The sequence below is a fragment of the Streptomyces durmitorensis genome, from assembly GCF_023498005.1.
Lineage (GTDB): Bacteria > Actinomycetota > Actinomycetes > Streptomycetales > Streptomycetaceae > Streptomyces > Streptomyces durmitorensis.
The window spans coordinates 2,350,598-2,366,787 of record NZ_CP097289.1; the positions used below are offsets into that span (position 1 = coordinate 2,350,598).

General features: G+C 71.0%; 18 protein-coding genes. 13 read left to right on the top strand and 5 right to left on the bottom strand.

Features of this window, described 5'->3' with window-relative positions; genetic code table 11:
- Window positions 1-120 precede the first annotated feature (120 nt).
- Together M4V62_RS10705 and M4V62_RS10710 are read left to right on the top strand one after the other, a co-directional pair.
- Entirely contained in the window at window positions 121-1,413 is a 1,293-nt protein-coding gene (locus M4V62_RS10705) for a hypothetical protein (RefSeq protein ID WP_249587010.1), read from the top strand.
- A gap of 40 nt (window positions 1,414-1,453) precedes the next feature.
- Window positions 1,454-2,212, top strand: a complete 759-nt coding sequence (locus tag M4V62_RS10710; RefSeq protein WP_249587011.1) for a hypothetical protein — start codon at window positions 1,454-1,456, stop codon at window positions 2,210-2,212.
- On the opposite strand, the gene M4V62_RS10715 is transcribed toward M4V62_RS10710, so the two are convergent.
- Both M4V62_RS10715 and M4V62_RS10720 read right to left on the bottom strand, forming a co-directional pair.
- Window positions 2,202-2,615 carry an NUDIX hydrolase gene (locus M4V62_RS10715; protein WP_249587012.1) on the bottom strand — a complete coding sequence of 138 codons (414 nt, stop codon included), beginning with the start codon at window positions 2,613-2,615 and terminating at the stop codon, window positions 2,202-2,204. The two genes, M4V62_RS10710 and M4V62_RS10715, sit on opposite strands and share 11 nt — an antisense overlap.
- A gap of 37 nt (window positions 2,616-2,652) precedes the next feature.
- Window positions 2,653-3,327, bottom strand: a complete 675-nt coding sequence (locus tag M4V62_RS10720) for a DUF4389 domain-containing protein (protein ID WP_249587013.1) — start codon at window positions 3,325-3,327, stop codon at window positions 2,653-2,655.
- Between the two features lie 161 nt (window positions 3,328-3,488).
- Between M4V62_RS10720 and M4V62_RS10725 the strand changes: the two genes are divergently transcribed.
- Window positions 3,489-3,905 (top strand): VOC family protein, encoded by a 417-nt coding sequence (locus tag M4V62_RS10725; protein WP_249587014.1) that lies wholly within the window; start codon window positions 3,489-3,491, stop codon window positions 3,903-3,905.
- A 9-nt stretch (window positions 3,906-3,914) separates the two neighbouring features.
- On the opposite strand, the gene M4V62_RS10730 is transcribed toward M4V62_RS10725, so the two are convergent.
- Window positions 3,915-4,634, bottom strand: a complete 720-nt coding sequence (locus tag M4V62_RS10730; RefSeq protein ID WP_249587015.1) for a DUF6597 domain-containing transcriptional factor — start codon at window positions 4,632-4,634, stop codon at window positions 3,915-3,917.
- Window positions 4,635-4,660: 26 nt separating this feature from the next.
- Window positions 4,661-5,596, bottom strand: coding sequence for an AraC family transcriptional regulator (locus M4V62_RS10735; protein ID WP_249587016.1), 936 nt, complete (start codon window positions 5,594-5,596; stop codon window positions 4,661-4,663).
- 80 nt (window positions 5,597-5,676) lie between these two features.
- On the opposite strand from M4V62_RS10735, the gene M4V62_RS10740 reads away from it, so the two are divergent.
- Complete coding sequence (locus M4V62_RS10740; protein ID WP_249587017.1) at window positions 5,677-6,525, top strand: SDR family oxidoreductase; 849 nt, start codon at window positions 5,677-5,679, stop codon at window positions 6,523-6,525.
- A 112-nt stretch (window positions 6,526-6,637) separates the two neighbouring features.
- On the opposite strand, the gene M4V62_RS10745 is transcribed toward M4V62_RS10740, so the two are convergent.
- Window positions 6,638-7,780, bottom strand: a complete 1,143-nt coding sequence (locus tag M4V62_RS10745; protein WP_249587018.1) for a YihY/virulence factor BrkB family protein — start codon at window positions 7,778-7,780, stop codon at window positions 6,638-6,640.
- Between the two features lie 17 nt (window positions 7,781-7,797).
- Here M4V62_RS10745 and M4V62_RS10750 point away from each other — a divergent pair, with 17 nt between their 5' ends.
- The 9 genes from M4V62_RS10750 (at window position 7,798) to cysD (ending at window position 16,188) form a co-directional block, all read left to right on the top strand.
- The gene (locus tag M4V62_RS10750; protein ID WP_249587019.1) at window positions 7,798-9,435 is read left to right on the top strand and encodes an acyl-CoA dehydrogenase family protein; all 1,638 of its coding nucleotides are present in this window, start codon (window positions 7,798-7,800) and stop codon (window positions 9,433-9,435) included.
- A gap of 266 nt (window positions 9,436-9,701) precedes the next feature.
- A complete protein-coding gene (locus M4V62_RS10755) occupies window positions 9,702-10,994 on the top strand; it encodes a GAF domain-containing protein (protein ID WP_249587020.1) in 1,293 nt (430 codons plus the stop codon).
- A 97-nt stretch (window positions 10,995-11,091) separates the two neighbouring features.
- Window positions 11,092-11,655 carry a GNAT family N-acetyltransferase gene (locus M4V62_RS10760; protein WP_249587021.1) on the top strand — a complete coding sequence of 188 codons (564 nt, stop codon included), beginning with the start codon at window positions 11,092-11,094 and terminating at the stop codon, window positions 11,653-11,655.
- Between the two features lie 218 nt (window positions 11,656-11,873).
- Window positions 11,874-11,957 carry a putative leader peptide gene (locus M4V62_RS43720; protein ID WP_323178717.1) on the top strand — a complete coding sequence of 28 codons (84 nt, stop codon included), beginning with the start codon at window positions 11,874-11,876 and terminating at the stop codon, window positions 11,955-11,957.
- A gap of 116 nt (window positions 11,958-12,073) precedes the next feature.
- Window positions 12,074-13,771, top strand: a complete 1,698-nt coding sequence (locus M4V62_RS10765; RefSeq protein ID WP_249587022.1) for a nitrite/sulfite reductase — start codon at window positions 12,074-12,076, stop codon at window positions 13,769-13,771.
- Complete coding sequence (locus tag M4V62_RS10770; protein ID WP_249587023.1) at window positions 13,768-13,947, top strand: hypothetical protein; 180 nt, start codon at window positions 13,768-13,770, stop codon at window positions 13,945-13,947. The genes M4V62_RS10765 and M4V62_RS10770 overlap by 4 nt, the downstream gene beginning before the upstream one ends.
- Entirely contained in the window at window positions 13,944-14,657 is a 714-nt protein-coding gene (locus M4V62_RS10775; RefSeq protein ID WP_249587024.1) for a phosphoadenylyl-sulfate reductase, read from the top strand. Before M4V62_RS10770 ends, M4V62_RS10775 begins: the two co-directional genes overlap by 4 nt.
- Window positions 14,657-15,253: an adenylyl-sulfate kinase gene (cysC, locus tag M4V62_RS10780; RefSeq protein ID WP_249587025.1), complete on the top strand. Its 597-nt coding sequence runs from the start codon at window positions 14,657-14,659 to the stop codon at window positions 15,251-15,253. Before M4V62_RS10775 ends, cysC begins: the two co-directional genes overlap by 1 nt.
- On the top strand, window positions 15,250-16,188 hold the full coding sequence (gene cysD, locus M4V62_RS10785; RefSeq protein ID WP_249587026.1) for a sulfate adenylyltransferase subunit CysD: 939 nt from the start codon (window positions 15,250-15,252) through the stop codon (window positions 16,186-16,188). The genes cysC and cysD overlap by 4 nt, the downstream gene beginning before the upstream one ends.
- The last annotated feature ends 2 nt before the right edge of the window (window positions 16,189-16,190 follow it).

Sequence of the window (16,190 nt, forward strand, 5' to 3'; positions counted from 1 at the left end):
ACCACGTGCCGCCTTGGGGGGAGGGAGCACCCCTTGTCACAACCGCGGCTGGGCCGCAGTCCGTTGAGGCCACCGTCCACCCCTCCTCCCCCGCCGGGCGACTCGCGCCCCGGTCGGTTCGTGGGCTGGCTCGGCGGCTTCGGCTGCGCCGCCGCGGGGTACGCGGTGTTCCAGTCCCTGGTGGGCGTGTTGCCGGACGCGATCTCCGGCGACACCGCCCGCTATGCGATCGCGGCGGTCAGCGGCATCGGCACGGGCGTCGCCGCCTGGCTGGCCGCCGCGCTGATCCGGGCCAGGGCCGACGCGGACGACAGCGCCCTGCGGCCCGCCCTTCCGGGGCCGCGGGCCGCGCCCGCCCCCGGCCCTTTCCCGCGGCTCGCCGCCGCCACGTATGCCACGCTCACCGCGGAACTCGCCACCGTCGACGCCCCCGGGAGCGGCCGCCTCACCGGCTGGGCACACGCCCTCGACGAGCCGACGCTGCCGGTGCGGCCAACCCCGACCGGCACCGCGTACGGACTGCACATCGTGCTCGAACTCGGCGTGCACGACGGCAGGTTGAGGGCGTCGGAACTGGTGGAGACCCTGTGGCGCCTCCGCCTCGCGGACGGCGGCTGGGCCGCACGCTCGCAGGGGTCGACGGCCCGCCCCGAGGTGACCGCCCTGGTGCTCGGCGCGCTCGCGCGGGCGGGCGCGGATCCGGGGCGCCTCGCGGAGGAGGCGGCGCGGTGCGCGGCGCACTTCACCGAGGAGCTCGAACCGTCCGGGCTCGGCAGGACCCATGTCGTGACCACCATGCTGCGCGGTCTGCTGCGCGCGGCCCCGGACTCCCCCGACCTCACGCGGCTGCGGGCCGAGCTGGTCGACCGGACGGTCACCGATCCCCTGCGGGAGCACCGGCGCTGCTGGGGCCCCGCCCTGCGCGCCCCGGTCACGCGCCCGTCGGCGGTGCACACCGCGCAGGCGGTGGTCGCCCTCGATCGCGCGGCCCGCGTGCTCGGCGAGGACAGCAACACCCGCGCCGCACGCGAGGACGGCATCCGCTGGCTGCTCGCCTGCCCTGCCCCCGCCCACGAGGACTGCGCCGACCTGCGCAACACCCAGGAGGAGGTGCGCCGCCCGCATCCGGTCGACTCCTGGCGCCAAGAGGTGCTCTCCGTACGGCACTTCACCGCGGCGTGGATGATGCGGGCGCTGCTCACGCCGGCCGCCTGGGAGATCGCGTCGGAGGAGGGCCGCGAGGACGCGTGGCACGCGCTGGTGGCCGGCGCGGTCGGCGCGGTGTGGCGTCAGCAGGACGACGGGATCTGGAACTGGGACGGGTACGATCTCGGCCGCCCGATGTGGATGACCTATCAAGGGCTTTCGGCGCTGCGGGCCCATGCCGTATGGATGTATCAGCCGGGCGGATGATCCCCGGCGGCGCGCGCGACCGAGGGGGAGGGGTGACCGCATGGGTGGTCGGCACGTCCACAGGGCCCGGCATCTTCTCGAAGGGACCCTGGACGCGGCGCTGCCCGAGGAGCAGCTGGTGCGGGCGGCGCGTGCGGTCGTCGCCGAACTCGGCTCCCCCGAGAGGCTCTTCGACCTCGTGCGCGAACTCGCGACGGGCGTCGGCGCCCCCTCGGCCTGCGCGCTCCTCTCGTACCGCCATGTACTCGGCTTCGACAAGCTGCTCCTGATCGACGGCGGCCCTGGACACATGCTGCGCGCCCACGTCTGGCACCCCGGCACGCGCTCGGCGGGCCGCGAGGACATCCACAACCACCGCTCGCCGCTTGCCTCTTACGTGGTGCGGGGCAGGCTCGGCATGGAGCTGTACGAGCCGCTGCGCAGCACCGCGAACCCGGGCGAGAGCGGCGTCGCGGCCTCCTGGTTCCGGGAGTCCCTGTCGGACGTGGAGGGCCACTGGCTCCTGGAACCGGCGGGCCCGGCGCGGCTGCGGCTCACGCAGACCGCGGAGTACGGCACGGGCAGCGGCTACGGACTGCCGTCGTACGCCCTGCACCGCGCGTGGTGCGCCTCGGCGGGGACGGCGGTGACCCTGTTCCTGGAGACGGGTGCGGGGCGGCGGCGGTACACGGACGTGTTCGCCGACGCGACCGACGCGACCGGCTCGGGCGGCCGCGCGGAGGCGGTCGTCAAGCGGCCGATGGACGTGAAGGACTACCTGGCGGAGCTGGAGTCGCTCGCGGAACTGCTCAGCCGCTGAACGCCTGCCGCACGATGCCCAGGTTGTAGTCGTCGATCTCGACCGTTCCGAGGTCGGCAGGGGCGAGCCAGCGGTGGTCCTGGTCGGGGTGCGGCAGCGACACGTCCAGGCTCAACGGCCGCACCAGGAAGTTGTCCTGCCAGTTCTTGACCTCGTGCCCGCGATACCGGCTGACGAAGGACGACTCGCCGACCTTGCGCAGCACCTCGCCGCGCAGTCCGGTCTCTTCCTTCAGCTCCCGCAGCACGCCGTCCAGCGGACTCTCGCCGGGCTCCAGCTTCCCGCAGGGGACGCCCCACACCCGTGGCAGGAACCGCTCTGTCTCACTGCGCCGCACGAGCAGCACACGCCCGCGGTGCGCCACGACGGCAGCCGCCAGTCGGTTGTCGCTCGGCAAGTCCATGGCACCCACCGTAGCGAGGATTCGGGGACCGGGACAGTCAGCCGAGGGGCTCCCGGTCTCCCTGATCGAGGCGGAACGGCGGGTACACGTCCGTGAGCAGCAGGCCATAGGCCAGGACGCGCGCGGCCCATCGGTGCAGACCGACGTTGAGTTCGTGCATGCCGCGGGGGTAGCGGCCCGTGAAGAGCAGGGACACGCCCGCGAAGAAGGCGATGATCCCGGCGAGGCCGAAGTTGACGCGCATGCCGCCCGTGAACAGACCGACCACCAGGAGCTGCGGCAGGATCAGGAGCCAGCTCTTGACGAGGACGAGTCCCCGGGAGAGGTGCTCGGGGTAGGCGATGTCCAGGTGGGCCGGGTAGTCGGCGACGTCCCGCAGCGCGAAGGGCGGATAGCGGTCGGTGCCGAGTGATCCGTACGAGTAGTACTCGACGCGCCAAGTCCAGCGCATCACACCGACGTTGAAGTCGAACAGCGCCCGCGGATAGCCGCCGGTGATCAGGATCGCGAAGAAGGCGACCACGGTGACGAGCAGGAAGGCGATCCAGAGGAACAACAGGACGACGTGGTGCGGGATCACGAGCAGCCACTTCACCAGCCAGAGCCAGCGGGACAGCACCTCGTCGTCGTCCCGCACCTCCAGACGGACCGGACTTGCCGGGTGCTTGTCGAGCGTGGTCGACGCGGGCACGGCGGCGGACGTGGCGGACATGGCGGTCAGCTCCCCTCGCCCCCGTGCTGTGGACCTCCTGCACATGTACGACCGTGCGCGGGCGGCGGCAAGGAGTGGCGCGGCGTCCGTTTGTGCGGCGCCCCTGCGCGCGGTCCGTTTTCTTCAAGACGGGCCGACGGCGGCTGCCTAGGCTGCGGAGCATGAACACGAACATCACACCCCGCTTCGATCTCGTCGGCATCGTCGTCTCCGACATGGCCGCCACGCTCGCCTTCTACCGCCGACTCGGCCTGGAGTTCCCCGAGGGCTCCGAGGGCCAGCCGCACGTCGAGGCGGCGCTCCCCGGCGGTCTGCGCATCGCGTTCGACACGGAGGAGACCATCCGCTCCTTCGACAAGAACTGGGAGCCGCCGCAGAGCGCGGGCCGCATCGGGCTCGCCTTCCACTGCGAGATCCCCGAGGGTGTCGACGCGGCGTACGAGGAGCTGGTCGGCGCCGGGTATCACGGTGAGCTGGAGCCGTGGGACGCCTTCTGGGGCCAGCGGTACGCCTCGGTCCTCGACCCGGACGGCAACGGCGTCGACCTGTTCGCGCCGCTGCCCGGCCCGCCTGCCTAGTACGGCTGCCTAGTCCGGACGCCGGCTGAGCAGTTCGCTCAGCGGCATGCCCGCCAACTCCTTGACGTCACGCGCCAGATGGGCCTGGTCGGCGAAGCCGGCGACGACCGCGGTCTCCGCGTAGGCCAGGCCTCCCCCGGCCAGGGCGAGGGCGCGTTGCAGGCGCAGGACGCGGGCCAGCGTCTTGGGTCCGTAGCCGAACGCGGCCAGGGAACGCCGGTGCAGGAGGCGGGCGTTGATGCCCGCCTCGTCGGCGGTCGCCGCGATGGACCGCCCCGCTTCCAGGGCCTTGACGACGTGCGCGAGCAGCGGGTCGGGCGGCTCGTTCTCGCCCGCGCGCGCCACGGCGAGGGACTCCAGGACGGCAGCCGGATCGCGGGCCGCGTCCATGCGCTCGGTCAGGCGGCGCGCGTCGGCTGACGGCCACAGGTCCGCGAGGTCGACGCGCCGGTCGCGCAGCTCGTGCGCGGGCACGCCGAGGAAGGCGGGGGCGGTGCCGGGATAGAAGCGGATGCCCACGTACCGGGCGGTGGGGTTGGCCTCGGGACGGTACGCGCGGGTGTCGGGTCCCGCGACCAGGAGCCTGCCGCCGGTCCACAGCAGGTCCATGCAGCCGTCGGGAAGCACGGGGTACACGGCGCGGTCCGCGCTGCCGCCGGCACGCGTCCACAGGACCGCGCCCGGGACCCGGGACGGCCACTCCGCGTACTCGACGGTCTCGTGCGACACGCCTTCCAGGCTACGCCGCCCGGGGGCTACGCGGCCGGTGAGCGGTGCTCCTGCGGGCTGACCCCGTACACCCGCTTGAAGGCGCTGGACAGCGCGAACGCGCTGCCGTACCCGACCCGGCGGGCGATCGCGGCGATCGTCTGCTCGGTGTCCCGCAGCAGGTCGGCGGCGAGCGCGAGCCGCCAGCCCGTCAGGTACGCCATCGGCGGCTCGCCCACGAGCTCGGTGAACCGCCGGGCGAGCGCGGCCCGCGAGACCCCCGCCTTCGCGGCGAGCACCGCGATGGTCCAAGGGTGCGCGGGGTCGTCCTGGAGCAGCCGGATCGCCTGCCCGACGACCGGGTCGCCCATCGCCCGGTACCAGGCGGGGGCCTCCGCCTCGGGCCGGGAGAACCAGGCGCGCAGTGTGGCGATCATCAGCAGGTCGAGCAGCCGGTCGAGCACGACGTCCTGCCCCGGCTCGTCCTTGTCGATCTCGTCGGCGAGCAGCGGGGTGAGCGGGCAGTCCCACACCTCGGTGGGCAGGATCAGGAGCGGGGGCAGCGCGTCGAGGAGCCGTCCGGTGATCTCGCCGCGCGCCTGGTAGGTGCCGATCAGCATCTCCGCGGCAGCGTCGGGCGATTGGCCCCAGGTCCGCCGGCCGAGGTCGCGGTACTGCTCGGCCGGGGTGTCGCCGAGGGGGACGCAGCGCTCGCCGGGCCGGATCTCGACGTGCGGCTTCCTCGTCCGGTCGTCGGCGACGGTGTAGTGGTCGGGGCCGCGCGCGACGGCGACGTCTCCGGGGCGGATCAGCTGGGGTTCGCCGTGGTCGGGCACGATCCAGGCGGTGCCCCGCACCATGATCATGACCGAGAGCGGTGCCTCGTCCGCGATGCGGACGGACCAGGCCGGGTCGAAGCACGCACGGATCATGAAGGCTCCTCGCGCGCGGGGGCCCTCCAGCAAGCCTGCGAGTACGTCCATACCGGAAGCGTAGACGCACGCGTATGGGGGTGAGTCCCTGACGGATGGCTCCTTGTGGCGCGGGCCAGTTCACTGAAGGCATGACAGAAAACGCGGTAAACACGCAGAGCATGACGGTGTTGGTCACGGGCGCTTCCGGCAAGACGGGACGCCGGGTCGCGGAGGCCGCCGAGGCGGCGGGCCACACGGTGCGGGCCGCTTCGCGGTCGGGCGCGGTGCGGTTCGACTGGTACGACCCCTCGACGTGGGAGGACGCGCTGCGGGGCGCGGACGCCGCGTACCTCGCCTACCAGCCGGACGTCGGCGCGCCCGGCGCGGGCGATGCGGTGGGTGCGCTGGCCCGGCAGGCGGTGGAGCTCGGTGTGCGGCGGATCGTGCTCCTGTCCGCACGGGGCGAGGACCAGGCGGAGCCCACGGAGCGGGCGGTGCGGGAGTCCGGAGCGGAGTGGACCGTCGTACGGGCGAGTTGGTTCGCCCAGAACCTCAGCGAGGGCCATCTCCTCGACAGCATGCGCGAAGGGGAACTGGTGTTCCCCGGCGGGGAGGTGCTCGAACCGTTCATCGACACGCGGGACATCGCGGACGTGGTGGTGGCGGTGCTCCGTCCCGACTCGGGTTACGCGGGACGGGTGGTGGAGGTGTCGGGGCCGCGCCTGTTGTCGTTCCGCGACGCGGTGGCCGAGATTGCGGCGGCCGCGGGGAGGGAGATCCGGTACGTCCCCGTATCGGCGAGGGAGTACGGGGGTGCTCTCGCCGGGTACGGGGTGCCGGAGGAGGAGACGGAGTTCCTGATCGAGCTGTTCGAGACGAATCTGGACGGGCGCAACGCGCATCTCTCCGAGGGGGTGCGGGAGGTACTGGGGCGGGCGCCTCGTGACTTCGCCGAATTCGCCAGGGAGCATGCGGAGGCGGGCGTCTGGAAGGCGTGAATTTTCCCCAACCCCACCCTTTCCCGAAAACCCGCTGCGCGGGGGCCTCCTCAAACGCCGGAGGGCTGAAAATTCAGCCCTCCGGCGTTTGCGGAGCGGGGCGGAAAAGGCCCTACTCCGGCGGTGCTTCCCCGTCCCCCCCGTTCTTCTTCACATGCGTCCGCAGGCGCGAGGAGACATCGTCCGGCGGAAGGAAACGCGACCACCGCTCCGGGAACTCGGACGGCATGTCCTGGTCGTCGGGGTCCGCGGAAGCCTCCCGCGCGGCGGCCGCGCGGGCCACCACCTCCACCGCACGCGCCTCCCTGATCCGGTCGTTGGCCGCTCGCGCGGCCGCCGTGGCGACGGAGGGCCACACCCGGTCGATCGCCGCGTTCACCGCGGCCCCCACCAGGACCGCGAACGCCGACACGCCTATCCACAGGAGCACGGCGACGGGCGCCGCCAACGAGCCGTAGATCGTGGGCCCTTCGACCGTGCTCGTCAGGTAGATCCGGAGCAGGAAGCTCCCCAGGACCCACATCCCCAGGGCGATCAGCGCACCGGGCATGTCCTCCACCCAGGGCGAGCGCACCGGCACTGACACGTGGTACAGCGTGGTCAGGAACACCACGGACAGCAGCGTCACCACCGGCCAGTACAGGACCTGCACCACCGTCGTGGAACCGGGCACCAGCTTCACCACCGCGTCGGGCCCCGCCACCATCAGCGGCAGCGCCACCGAACCGATCAGCAGCGCCACGATGAACAGGCCGAACGCCAGCAGCCGGGTCTTGACGATGCCGCGTGCGCCGTCCAGGCCGTACATGACCGTGATCGTGTCGATGAAGACGTTCACGGCGCGCGAGCCCGACCACAGGGCGAAGAGGAAACCGATCGAGATGACGTCGGGCCTGCCGACCCGCATCACGTCCTCCAGTATCGGCTGCGCGATCTGGCTGACGCCCTTGTCGGAGAGGACCGTGCGGGACGCCTCAAGGATGTTGTTCTCGACGCTGGCGATCGTGTTCGCGCCCGTCCAGCGGTCCACGTACGCGAGAAGGCCGATCAGGCTCAGGAGCAGCGGCGGCACGGACAGGAGCGTGAAGAACGCCGCCTCGGCCGCGAGACCGAGGATGCGGTATTCCACGCACGAGTTGACCGTGTCCTTGAGCAGCAGCCAGGCAGTCCTGCGCTTGGAGACGTTGCTGTAGAGAGCGCGGGCCCGGTGCCAGCGGCCGGACGGCCTCCCGGGTGTTTCATTTGCCTGGTGCACCTCCTTACCGTAGCGGCATGGCAGCCACCACCCACACAGTGACCAACCAGGCTCCGCCCCTGGTGGGATATGACGTCTTTACGTCAGACCGCGCTCTCGCAGAGGGAGTCGAACGGCATCTCGATCCCGCCCTTCTCGGTACCGCTCGTGAGCAACTCTCCGAACTCGGGCGCACGGCGGGATCGGCCCAGGCGCAGGAATGGGGAGTGCTCGCCAATGAGAATCCGCCCGTTCTGCACACCCATGACCGCTATGGGAATCGCATCGACGAAGTCGCCTTCCATCCCTCGTGGCACCGGCTGCTCGGCAAGGCCGTTTCGCACGGCTTGACGACCGCCTGGTCGCGGCCGGGCGGTCATCTGCGGCGCGCTGCCGGATTCCTGGTGTGGACGCAGGTCGAGGCGGGGCACGGCTGCCCCCTGTCGATGACGCACGCGGCGGTGCCCGCGCTGCGGACCGATCCCGCGCTCGCCGCCGAGTGGGAGCCGGGGCTCACTTCTCTTGTCTACGACGAAGGTCTTCGGCCCGCTTCCCAGAAGGCCGGAGTGCTCTTCGGGATGGGCATGACGGAGAAACAGGGCGGCAGCGATGTGCGCACGAATACGACGCGTGCGCGCGCCCTCGCGGAGGACGGCACCTATGAACTCACGGGGCACAAGTGGTTCTGTTCCGCACCCATGTCCGACGGCTTTCTCGTGCTCGGGCAGACCGACGCGGGACTTACGTGCTTTCTCGTGCCGCGTGTTCTTGAGGACGGCACCCGGAACGCCTTCGCCATTCAGCGCCTGAAGGACAAACTGGGCAACAAGTCGAACGCGTCGAGCGAGGTCGAGTTCGACGGGACGTGGGCGCGCCAGGTCGGCGACGAAGGGCGCGGGGTGCGCACCATCATCGAGATGGTGGCGGCCACCCGGCTCGACTGCGTGGTGGGCTCGGCGGCGATCATGCGGCAGGCCGTCGCACAGGCCGTGCACCACGCCACGTACCGGGAGGCGTTCGGCGGCAAGCTCGTCGACAAGCCGCTGATGCGCAACGTCCTCGCGGATCTGGCCCTGGAGTCGGAGGCGGCCACGACGCTCGCGCTGCGGCTCGCGGCGGCGTACGACGACGGGGGCGAGCAGGAGCGGGCGTTCCTGCGGATCGCGGTGCCCGCCGCGAAGTACTGGGTGACCAAGCGCTGCACGCCGCTCGTGGTGGAGGCCCTCGAGGTGCTCGGCGGCAACGGCTACGTCGAGGAGTCGGGGATGCCGCGGCTGCTTCGCGAGTCGCCGCTCAACTCGATCTGGGAGGGCTCGGGGAACGTACAGGCCCTGGACGTGCTGCGTGCGCTGCAACGCGAGCCGCTGGCCCTGAACGCCTTCCTCCAGGAGGTCGGCCGCGCGCGCGGCGCCGATCACCGTCTGGACGGCGCGATCAAGGGGCTGCTCACCGAACTGGCCGATCTGGACGGCATCGAGGCGCGGGCGCGGCGGCTGGTGGAGCGGATGGCGCTGGTGCTCCAGGGTTCGCTGCTCGTGCGGTACGCGCCCCCGGAGGTGCCCGACGCGTTCTGTGCCTCGCGGCTCGGCGGGGACTGGGGCTCGGCGTTCGGGACGCTGCCGCACACCCTCGATCTGGCCTCCGTGGTGGAGCGGGCCGCTCCCGGCGGCGAGTAGCGGGAGCGCGGGGGTGGTGCTGCGCCGACACGGCACCACCCCCGCTCTCAAGCCCCGTTGCGGAGCATGAACACCGCCTGAGCGGCGTTGTCATCAGCTTCGACCGCCGCACTGCTGTTCGCGAGAGTTGCAGACCGTTGCAAGCCGCCATCGGTTCATCACCGGACTACATCGGTTCATTACTGAACCAATACCCTTGCGTGCGCCGAGGGGGCACGATGGGTGGATGCCCCGGCGCACTGGCCCCGCTCGGGAAGGACCCGGTGATGAACGCGACTTCGACGATCAACCTCGCGAAGATCTCCACCATGGACTCCGCGCGGGCCGCGCGACTGCTCGCGGGTGTCCGCCACGCGGCGCTCGCCGGACAGCAGCCGCCCGTGCTTCCGCGTCCGGTGATCGAGGAGTCCTGGGGGCGCATGCTGCTCGACGGGGTGGATCCGGACCGCGACTTCCGCTCCCGGCTGCTCAGCTACGAAGAGTTGGAGGAGCGGCGCCGCGCCTCGCCTCTGACGGACATCATGCCGGTGCTGCGGGACGCGCTCGTCTCGGTGGCGGACACGGCGCACCACATCATGGTCGTCTGCGACGCGGAGGGCCGGGTGCTGTGGCGCGAGGGCAACTCCACGGTGCTGCGCAAGGCGGACTCGCTCGGCTTCGAGCTGGGCGCGGACTGGGCCGAGAGCATCGTCGGCACGAACGGCATAGGGACACCGCTCGTCGTGCGCCGGCCCGTGCAGGTGTTCTCCGCCGAGCACTTCGTGGAGACGCATCACGCGTGGACGTGCACGGGCGCGCCCATCACCGATCCCCGTGACGGCCGCCTGCTCGGCGTGGTCGACATCAGCGGTCCGCTGAACACGATGCATCCGGCGATGCTCGCCCTGGTCGACACGGTGGCGAAGCTCGCCGAGGCCCGGCTGCGCGAGAGCCATCTGACGGCGCTTGACCGGCTGCGCTCGGTGGCGGCGCCGGTCCTCGCCCGCCTGGAGGGCCGCGCGGTCGCGGTGGACTCGCACGGCTGGACGGCGGCGGTCACCGGAATCCCGCACACCGACCGGCTCGCCCTGCCCAAGCAGCTGGCCGCGGGGCACATGTGGCTGCCCTCGCTCGGCACCTGCGCGGTGGAGCCGCTGCCCTGCGGCTGGCTGCTGCGCGTCGAGGAGGAGCCGCAGCCGCTGGCCCCGACCCGCGTGGTGCTTGACGTGAGCGGGCCGCGCCGCTGGTCGGTCACCGTCGAGGGCGGTGGCGCGGGCGGCTGGACGCATGAACTGAGCCCGCGGCACGCCGAGTTGCTCTATCTCCTGTCCACCCACCGCAAGGGCCGCAGCGCCTCGGGCCTCGCCGAGGACATGTTCGGCGACCCGGCGCGCACGGTGACGGTCCGCGCCGAGATCTCCCGGGTCCGCCGCTATCTGGGCGGACTCCTGGCCCACCGCCCCTATCGCTTCCCCGAGGACGTGGACGTGGACGTGATCCTGCCCGAGCACCCCGCGAACCTCCTGCCGCATTCGACGGCGCCCGCGGTGCGCGAGGCACGGAGGGTGCCGGAGCCTTGAGTGCGTCTGACCGCCGGCAGTCGTACCGCCGCCCGGGGACGGCGTCGAGGCGGGCCCGCCTTGGCCCTCACCCCCGCCCCATGGTTCTCTGACCTGCATGAGCCTCACTGTCACCACCTGGTCCCTGGAGCAGACCGCTCCCACCGATCTGCTGCCTGCCGCCGCCCCCGAAGGCGATGACGTACGGATCGTCCGGGCCGAGGTCCCCTCCCCCGAGTTCAGCCGCTTCCTCTACGCCTCCGTCGGCGGCGACATCCGATGGACGGACCGGCTCTCCCTCTCTTACGCCCAGTGGCAGGAGGAGCTCGGGAAGCCGGGCGTCGAGACCTGGGTCGCGTACGACAAGGGGACTCCCGCCGGGTATGTGGAGCTGGCGGCGCAGGAGGGCGGTGTCGTCGAGATCGTGTACTTCGGGCTCATCCCCGCCTTCCGGGGGCGGCGGATCGGCGGGCATCTGCTCTCGTACGGGGTGCGGCGGGCCTGGGACCTGGCCGAGCGCTGGCCCGAGCTCACGCCGACCAAGCGGGTGTGGCTGCACACCTGCTCCAAGGACGGCGAGCACGCCATGGACAATTACCTGCGGCGGGGCTTCAAGCTGTTCGACACGGAGGTCTCGCAGGAGCGGGACGTAGCTACGCCTGGCCCCTGGCCCGGCGCGTAGCCCTGCGGGCGGCCGTGCGGGCGGCCGTGCGGGCGGCCGTGCGGGATTCGACTGCGGGTTCGTTGTGGCTGGGCGCGCAGTTCCCCGCGCCCCTTTGGGGCGCCATCGCCGGGGCGATGGCGAGTGACCGACACCACACGTCTCGCATTGCGAGACCACTCCGTCCACATTCTGGATAATGGTGGACTGGGCCGAAAGTCCCGTGACACGCTTCCGTCATGGATCGCACTGGAATTGCCTTGGTGAGTCGGCGTCACGTCGATCTCTGCCGCATGTCCAGCGCCATGTGTCCGGCGAGCTGACAGCACCAGCGCCGACGACTCTCTCTGCTTGACCCCTTATCTGCGCACCGCCGCGCCCCTAGCGCGAAGTGTGCAGGTCAGAGCCGCCCTCAGCCCGCCTTGAAGGACGTATAGCCATGGCTGCCACCCCTGAAAAACCCACGACTGCCGCGCCCCGGCGCAAGGCGAGCCGTCACCGTGGTGAGGGCCAGTGGGCCGTTGGCCACTTCACGCCGCTCAATGGGAACGAACAGTTCAAGAAGGACGACGACGGTCTCAATGTGCGGACACGCATTGAGACGATCTACTCCAAGCGCGGGTTCGACTCCATCGACCCGAACGATCTTCGTGGGCGTATGCGCTGGTGGGGGCTCTACACCCAGCGTCGGCAGGGCATCGACGGCGGCAAGACCGCGATCCTTGAGCCGGAAGAGCTGGACGACGAGTACTTCATGCTGCGGGTGCGGATCGACGGCGGACGCCTCACCACCGAGCAGCTGCGCGTCATCGGCGAGATCTCGCAGGAGTTCGCGCGCGGGACCGCCGACCTCACCGACCGGCAGAACGTGCAGTACCACTGGATCCGCATCGAGGACGTTCCCGAGATCTGGGAGCGGCTCGAAGCCGTGGGGCTCTCCACGACCGAGGCCTGCGGTGACACGCCCCGCGTCATCCTCGGTTCGCCCGTCGCCGGTGTCGCCGAGAACGAGATCATCGACGGCTCCCCCGCCATCGACGAGATCCAGCGCCGCTTCATCGGCAACCCCGAGTTCTCGAACCTGCCCCGCAAGTTCAAGACGGCGATCTCCGGGTCGCCCCAGCTCGACGTCGCGCACGAGATCAACGACATCGCGTTCGTCGGCGTCAACCACCCCGAGCACGGCCCCGGCTTCGACCTCTGGGTCGGCGGCGGCCTCTCCACCAACCCGAAGCTGGGCGTACGGCTCGGTGCCTGGGTGCCGCTCGACGAGGTCCCGGACGTGTACGGCGGTGTCATCGGCATCTTCCGCGACTACGGCTACCGTCGCCTTCGCACCCGCGCCCGCTTGAAGTTCCTCGTCGCCGACTGGGGCCCGGAGAAGTTCCGGCAGATCCTTCAGGACGAGTACCTCAAGCGCGAGCTCATCGACGGACCCGCGCCCGAGCAGCCCACCGGCACCTGGCGCGACCACCTCGGCGTGCACAAGCAGAAGGACGGCCGCTTCTACGTCGGCTTCGCCCCCCGCGTCGGCCGCGTGGACGGCACGACGCTCACAAAGATCGCCGACGTCGCCGCCGCCCACGGCTCGGGCCGCCTCCGCACCACCGCCGAGCAGAAGATGATCGTGCTCGACGTCGAAGAGGCGCAGGTCGAGTCCCTCGTCGCCGGGCTCGAAGCCCTCGATCTGCGGGTCACTCCCTCCCCCTTCCGGCGCGGCACCATGGCCTGCACCGGCATCGAGTTCTGCAAGCTGGCGATCGTCGAGACGAAGGCGCGCGGCGCCTCGCTCATCGACGAACTGGAGCGCCGCATCCCGGAGTTCGACCACCCGATCACCATCAACATCAACGGCTGCCCGAACGCCTGCGCCCGCATCCAGGTCGCCGACATCGGCCTCAAGGGCCAGCTCGTCCTGGACGACGAAGGCAACCAGGTCGAGGGCTTCCAGGTGCACCTGGGCGGCGCGCTCGGACTTGAGGCCGGGTTCGGCCGCAAGGTCCGCGGCCTGAAGGTCACTTCGGCCGAGCTGCCCGACTACGTCGAGCGGGTCCTCACGCGCTTCCAGGAGGAGCGCGCCGACGACGAGCGCTTCGCCACCTGGGTGGCCCGTGCGAGCGAGGAGGCACTGAAGTGAGCGAACGTGCCGCCCCTTTCTACTGCCCCTACTGCGGTGACGAGGACCTGCGCCCGAACGAGACCGGTCACGGCGCATGGGAATGCGCCGCGTGCAATCGAGCCTTCCAGTTGAAGTTCCTCGGGCTCCTCGCCCAGGGAGTTCAGCGCAGCAGTGGTGGAGGGGAAGAGATATGAGAGCCGTTCAGACCCAAGAGCAGCGTACGAACGACGAGTTGAAGGCTCTCGCCGAGCAGGCCGGGCGGGACCTGGAGGACGCGTCCGCGCTGGAGATCCTCCAGTGGGCCGTCGACACGTTCGGCGAGCGCTTCTGCGTGACCTCCTCCATGGAGGACGCCGTCGTCGCCCACCTCGCCTCGCGGGCCCGCCCCGGCGTGGACGTCGTGTTCCTCGACACCGGCTACCACTTCCCCGAGACCATCGGCACCCGTGACGCCGTCGCCGCCGTGATGGACGTCAACGTCATCACGCTCACCCCTCGGCAGACGGTCGCCGAGCAGGACGCCGAGTTCGGCGCGAAGCTGCACGACCGGAACCCCGACCTGTGCTGCGCCATGCGGAAGGTCAAGCCCCTTGAGGAGGGCCTGACTTCGTACGCCGCGTGGGCGACGGGCCTGCGCCGCGACGAGTCCCCGACCCGGGCCAACACCCCGGTCGTCGGCTGGGACGAGAAGCGCCGGAAGGTCAAGGTCTCCCCGATCGCGCGCTGGACGCAGGACGACGTGGATGCCTATGTCCTGGAGCACGGCGTCCTCACCAACCCCCTTCTCATGGACGGTTACGGCTCCGTGGGCTGCGCGCCCTGCACCCGCCGCCTCCTGGAGGGCGAGGACGCACGCGCCGGACGCTGGTCGGGCAACGCCAAGACCGAGTGCGGGATCCATTGATGACAGAGCTGACAGGTCCTCAGACGGCGACCGAGCCCCGACACGTATCGGAGAAGCACGTGACCACCGGAGCCACCATCTGGCTCACGGGTCTACCCAGCGCGGGCAAGACCACCATCGCCTACGAACTCGCGGGCAAGCTCGGCGAGGACGGCCACCGCGTCGAGGTGCTCGACGGCGACGAGATCCGCGAGTTCCTCTCGGCGGGCCTCGGCTTCAGCCGCGAGGACCGGCACACGAACGTGCAGCGCATCGGCTTCGTCGCCGAACTGCTCGCGCGCAACGGCGTGAAGGTCCTGGTGCCGGTGATCGCGCCGTTCGCGGACAGCCGCGAGGCGGTGCGCAAGCGCCACCAGACGGGCGGCACGCCCTACCTGGAGGTCCACGTGGCCACGCCGGTGGAGGTCTGCTCCGTACGCGACGTGAAGGGTCTGTACGCCAAGCAGGCGGCCGGCGAGATCTCCGGACTCACGGGCGTCGACGACCCCTACGAGGCACCCGAGTCACCCGATCTGCGCATCGAGTCCCAGGACCAGACCGTGCAGGAGTCCGCGGCGGCCGTGCGTGCGCTGCTCATCGAAAGGGGTCTGGCATGACGACCACCGTGGCCACCGTGACCGAGGGGACGGACAGCCCGTACGCACTGTCCCACCTGGACGCCCTTGAGTCCGAGGCGGTGCACATCTTCCGCGAGGTGGCGGGCGAGTTCGAGCGGCCGGTGATTCTCTTCTCCGGCGGCAAGGACTCGATCCTCATGCTGCACCTGGCGCTGAAGGCCTTCGCCCCCGCGGCGATTCCCTTCTCCCTCCTGCACGTGGACACCGGGCACAACTTCCCCGAGGTCCTCGAGTACCGCGACCGCGTGGTCGCCGAGCACGGCCTTCGCCTGCACGTCGCCTCCGTGCAGGACTACATCGACGCGGGCAAGCTGCGCGAGCGCCCCGACGGGACGCGCAACCCGCTCCAGACCGTGCCGCTCACCGAGAAGATCCAGAGCGAGAAGTTCGACGCCGTGTTCGGCGGCGGACGCCGGGACGAGGAGAAGGCCCGCGCCAAGGAGCGCGTCTTCTCCCTGCGGGACGAGTTCTCGCAGTGGGATCCGCGCCGCCAGCGCCCCGAGCTGTGGCAGCTGTACAACGGCCGCCACGCTCCCGGCGAGCACGTCCGCGTCTTCCCGATCTCCAACTGGACCGAGCTGGACGTCTGGCAGTACATCGCCCGCGAGGGCATCGAGCTCCCCGAGATCTACTTCGCGCACGAGCGGGACGTGTTCGCCCGCTCCGGCATGTGGCTGACCGCCGGTGAGTGGGGCGGCCCCAAGGACGAGGAGACGGTGGAGAAGCGGCTGGTCCGCTACCGCACGGTGGGCGACATGTCCTGCACCGGCGCCGTCGACTCCGACGCCACCACGCTGGACGCCGTCATCGCCGAGATCGCCGCGTCCCGTCTCACCGAGCGCGGCGCCACCCGCGCCGACGACAAGATGTCCGAGGCCGCGATGGAAGACCGCAAGCGCGAGGGGTACTTCTAAAC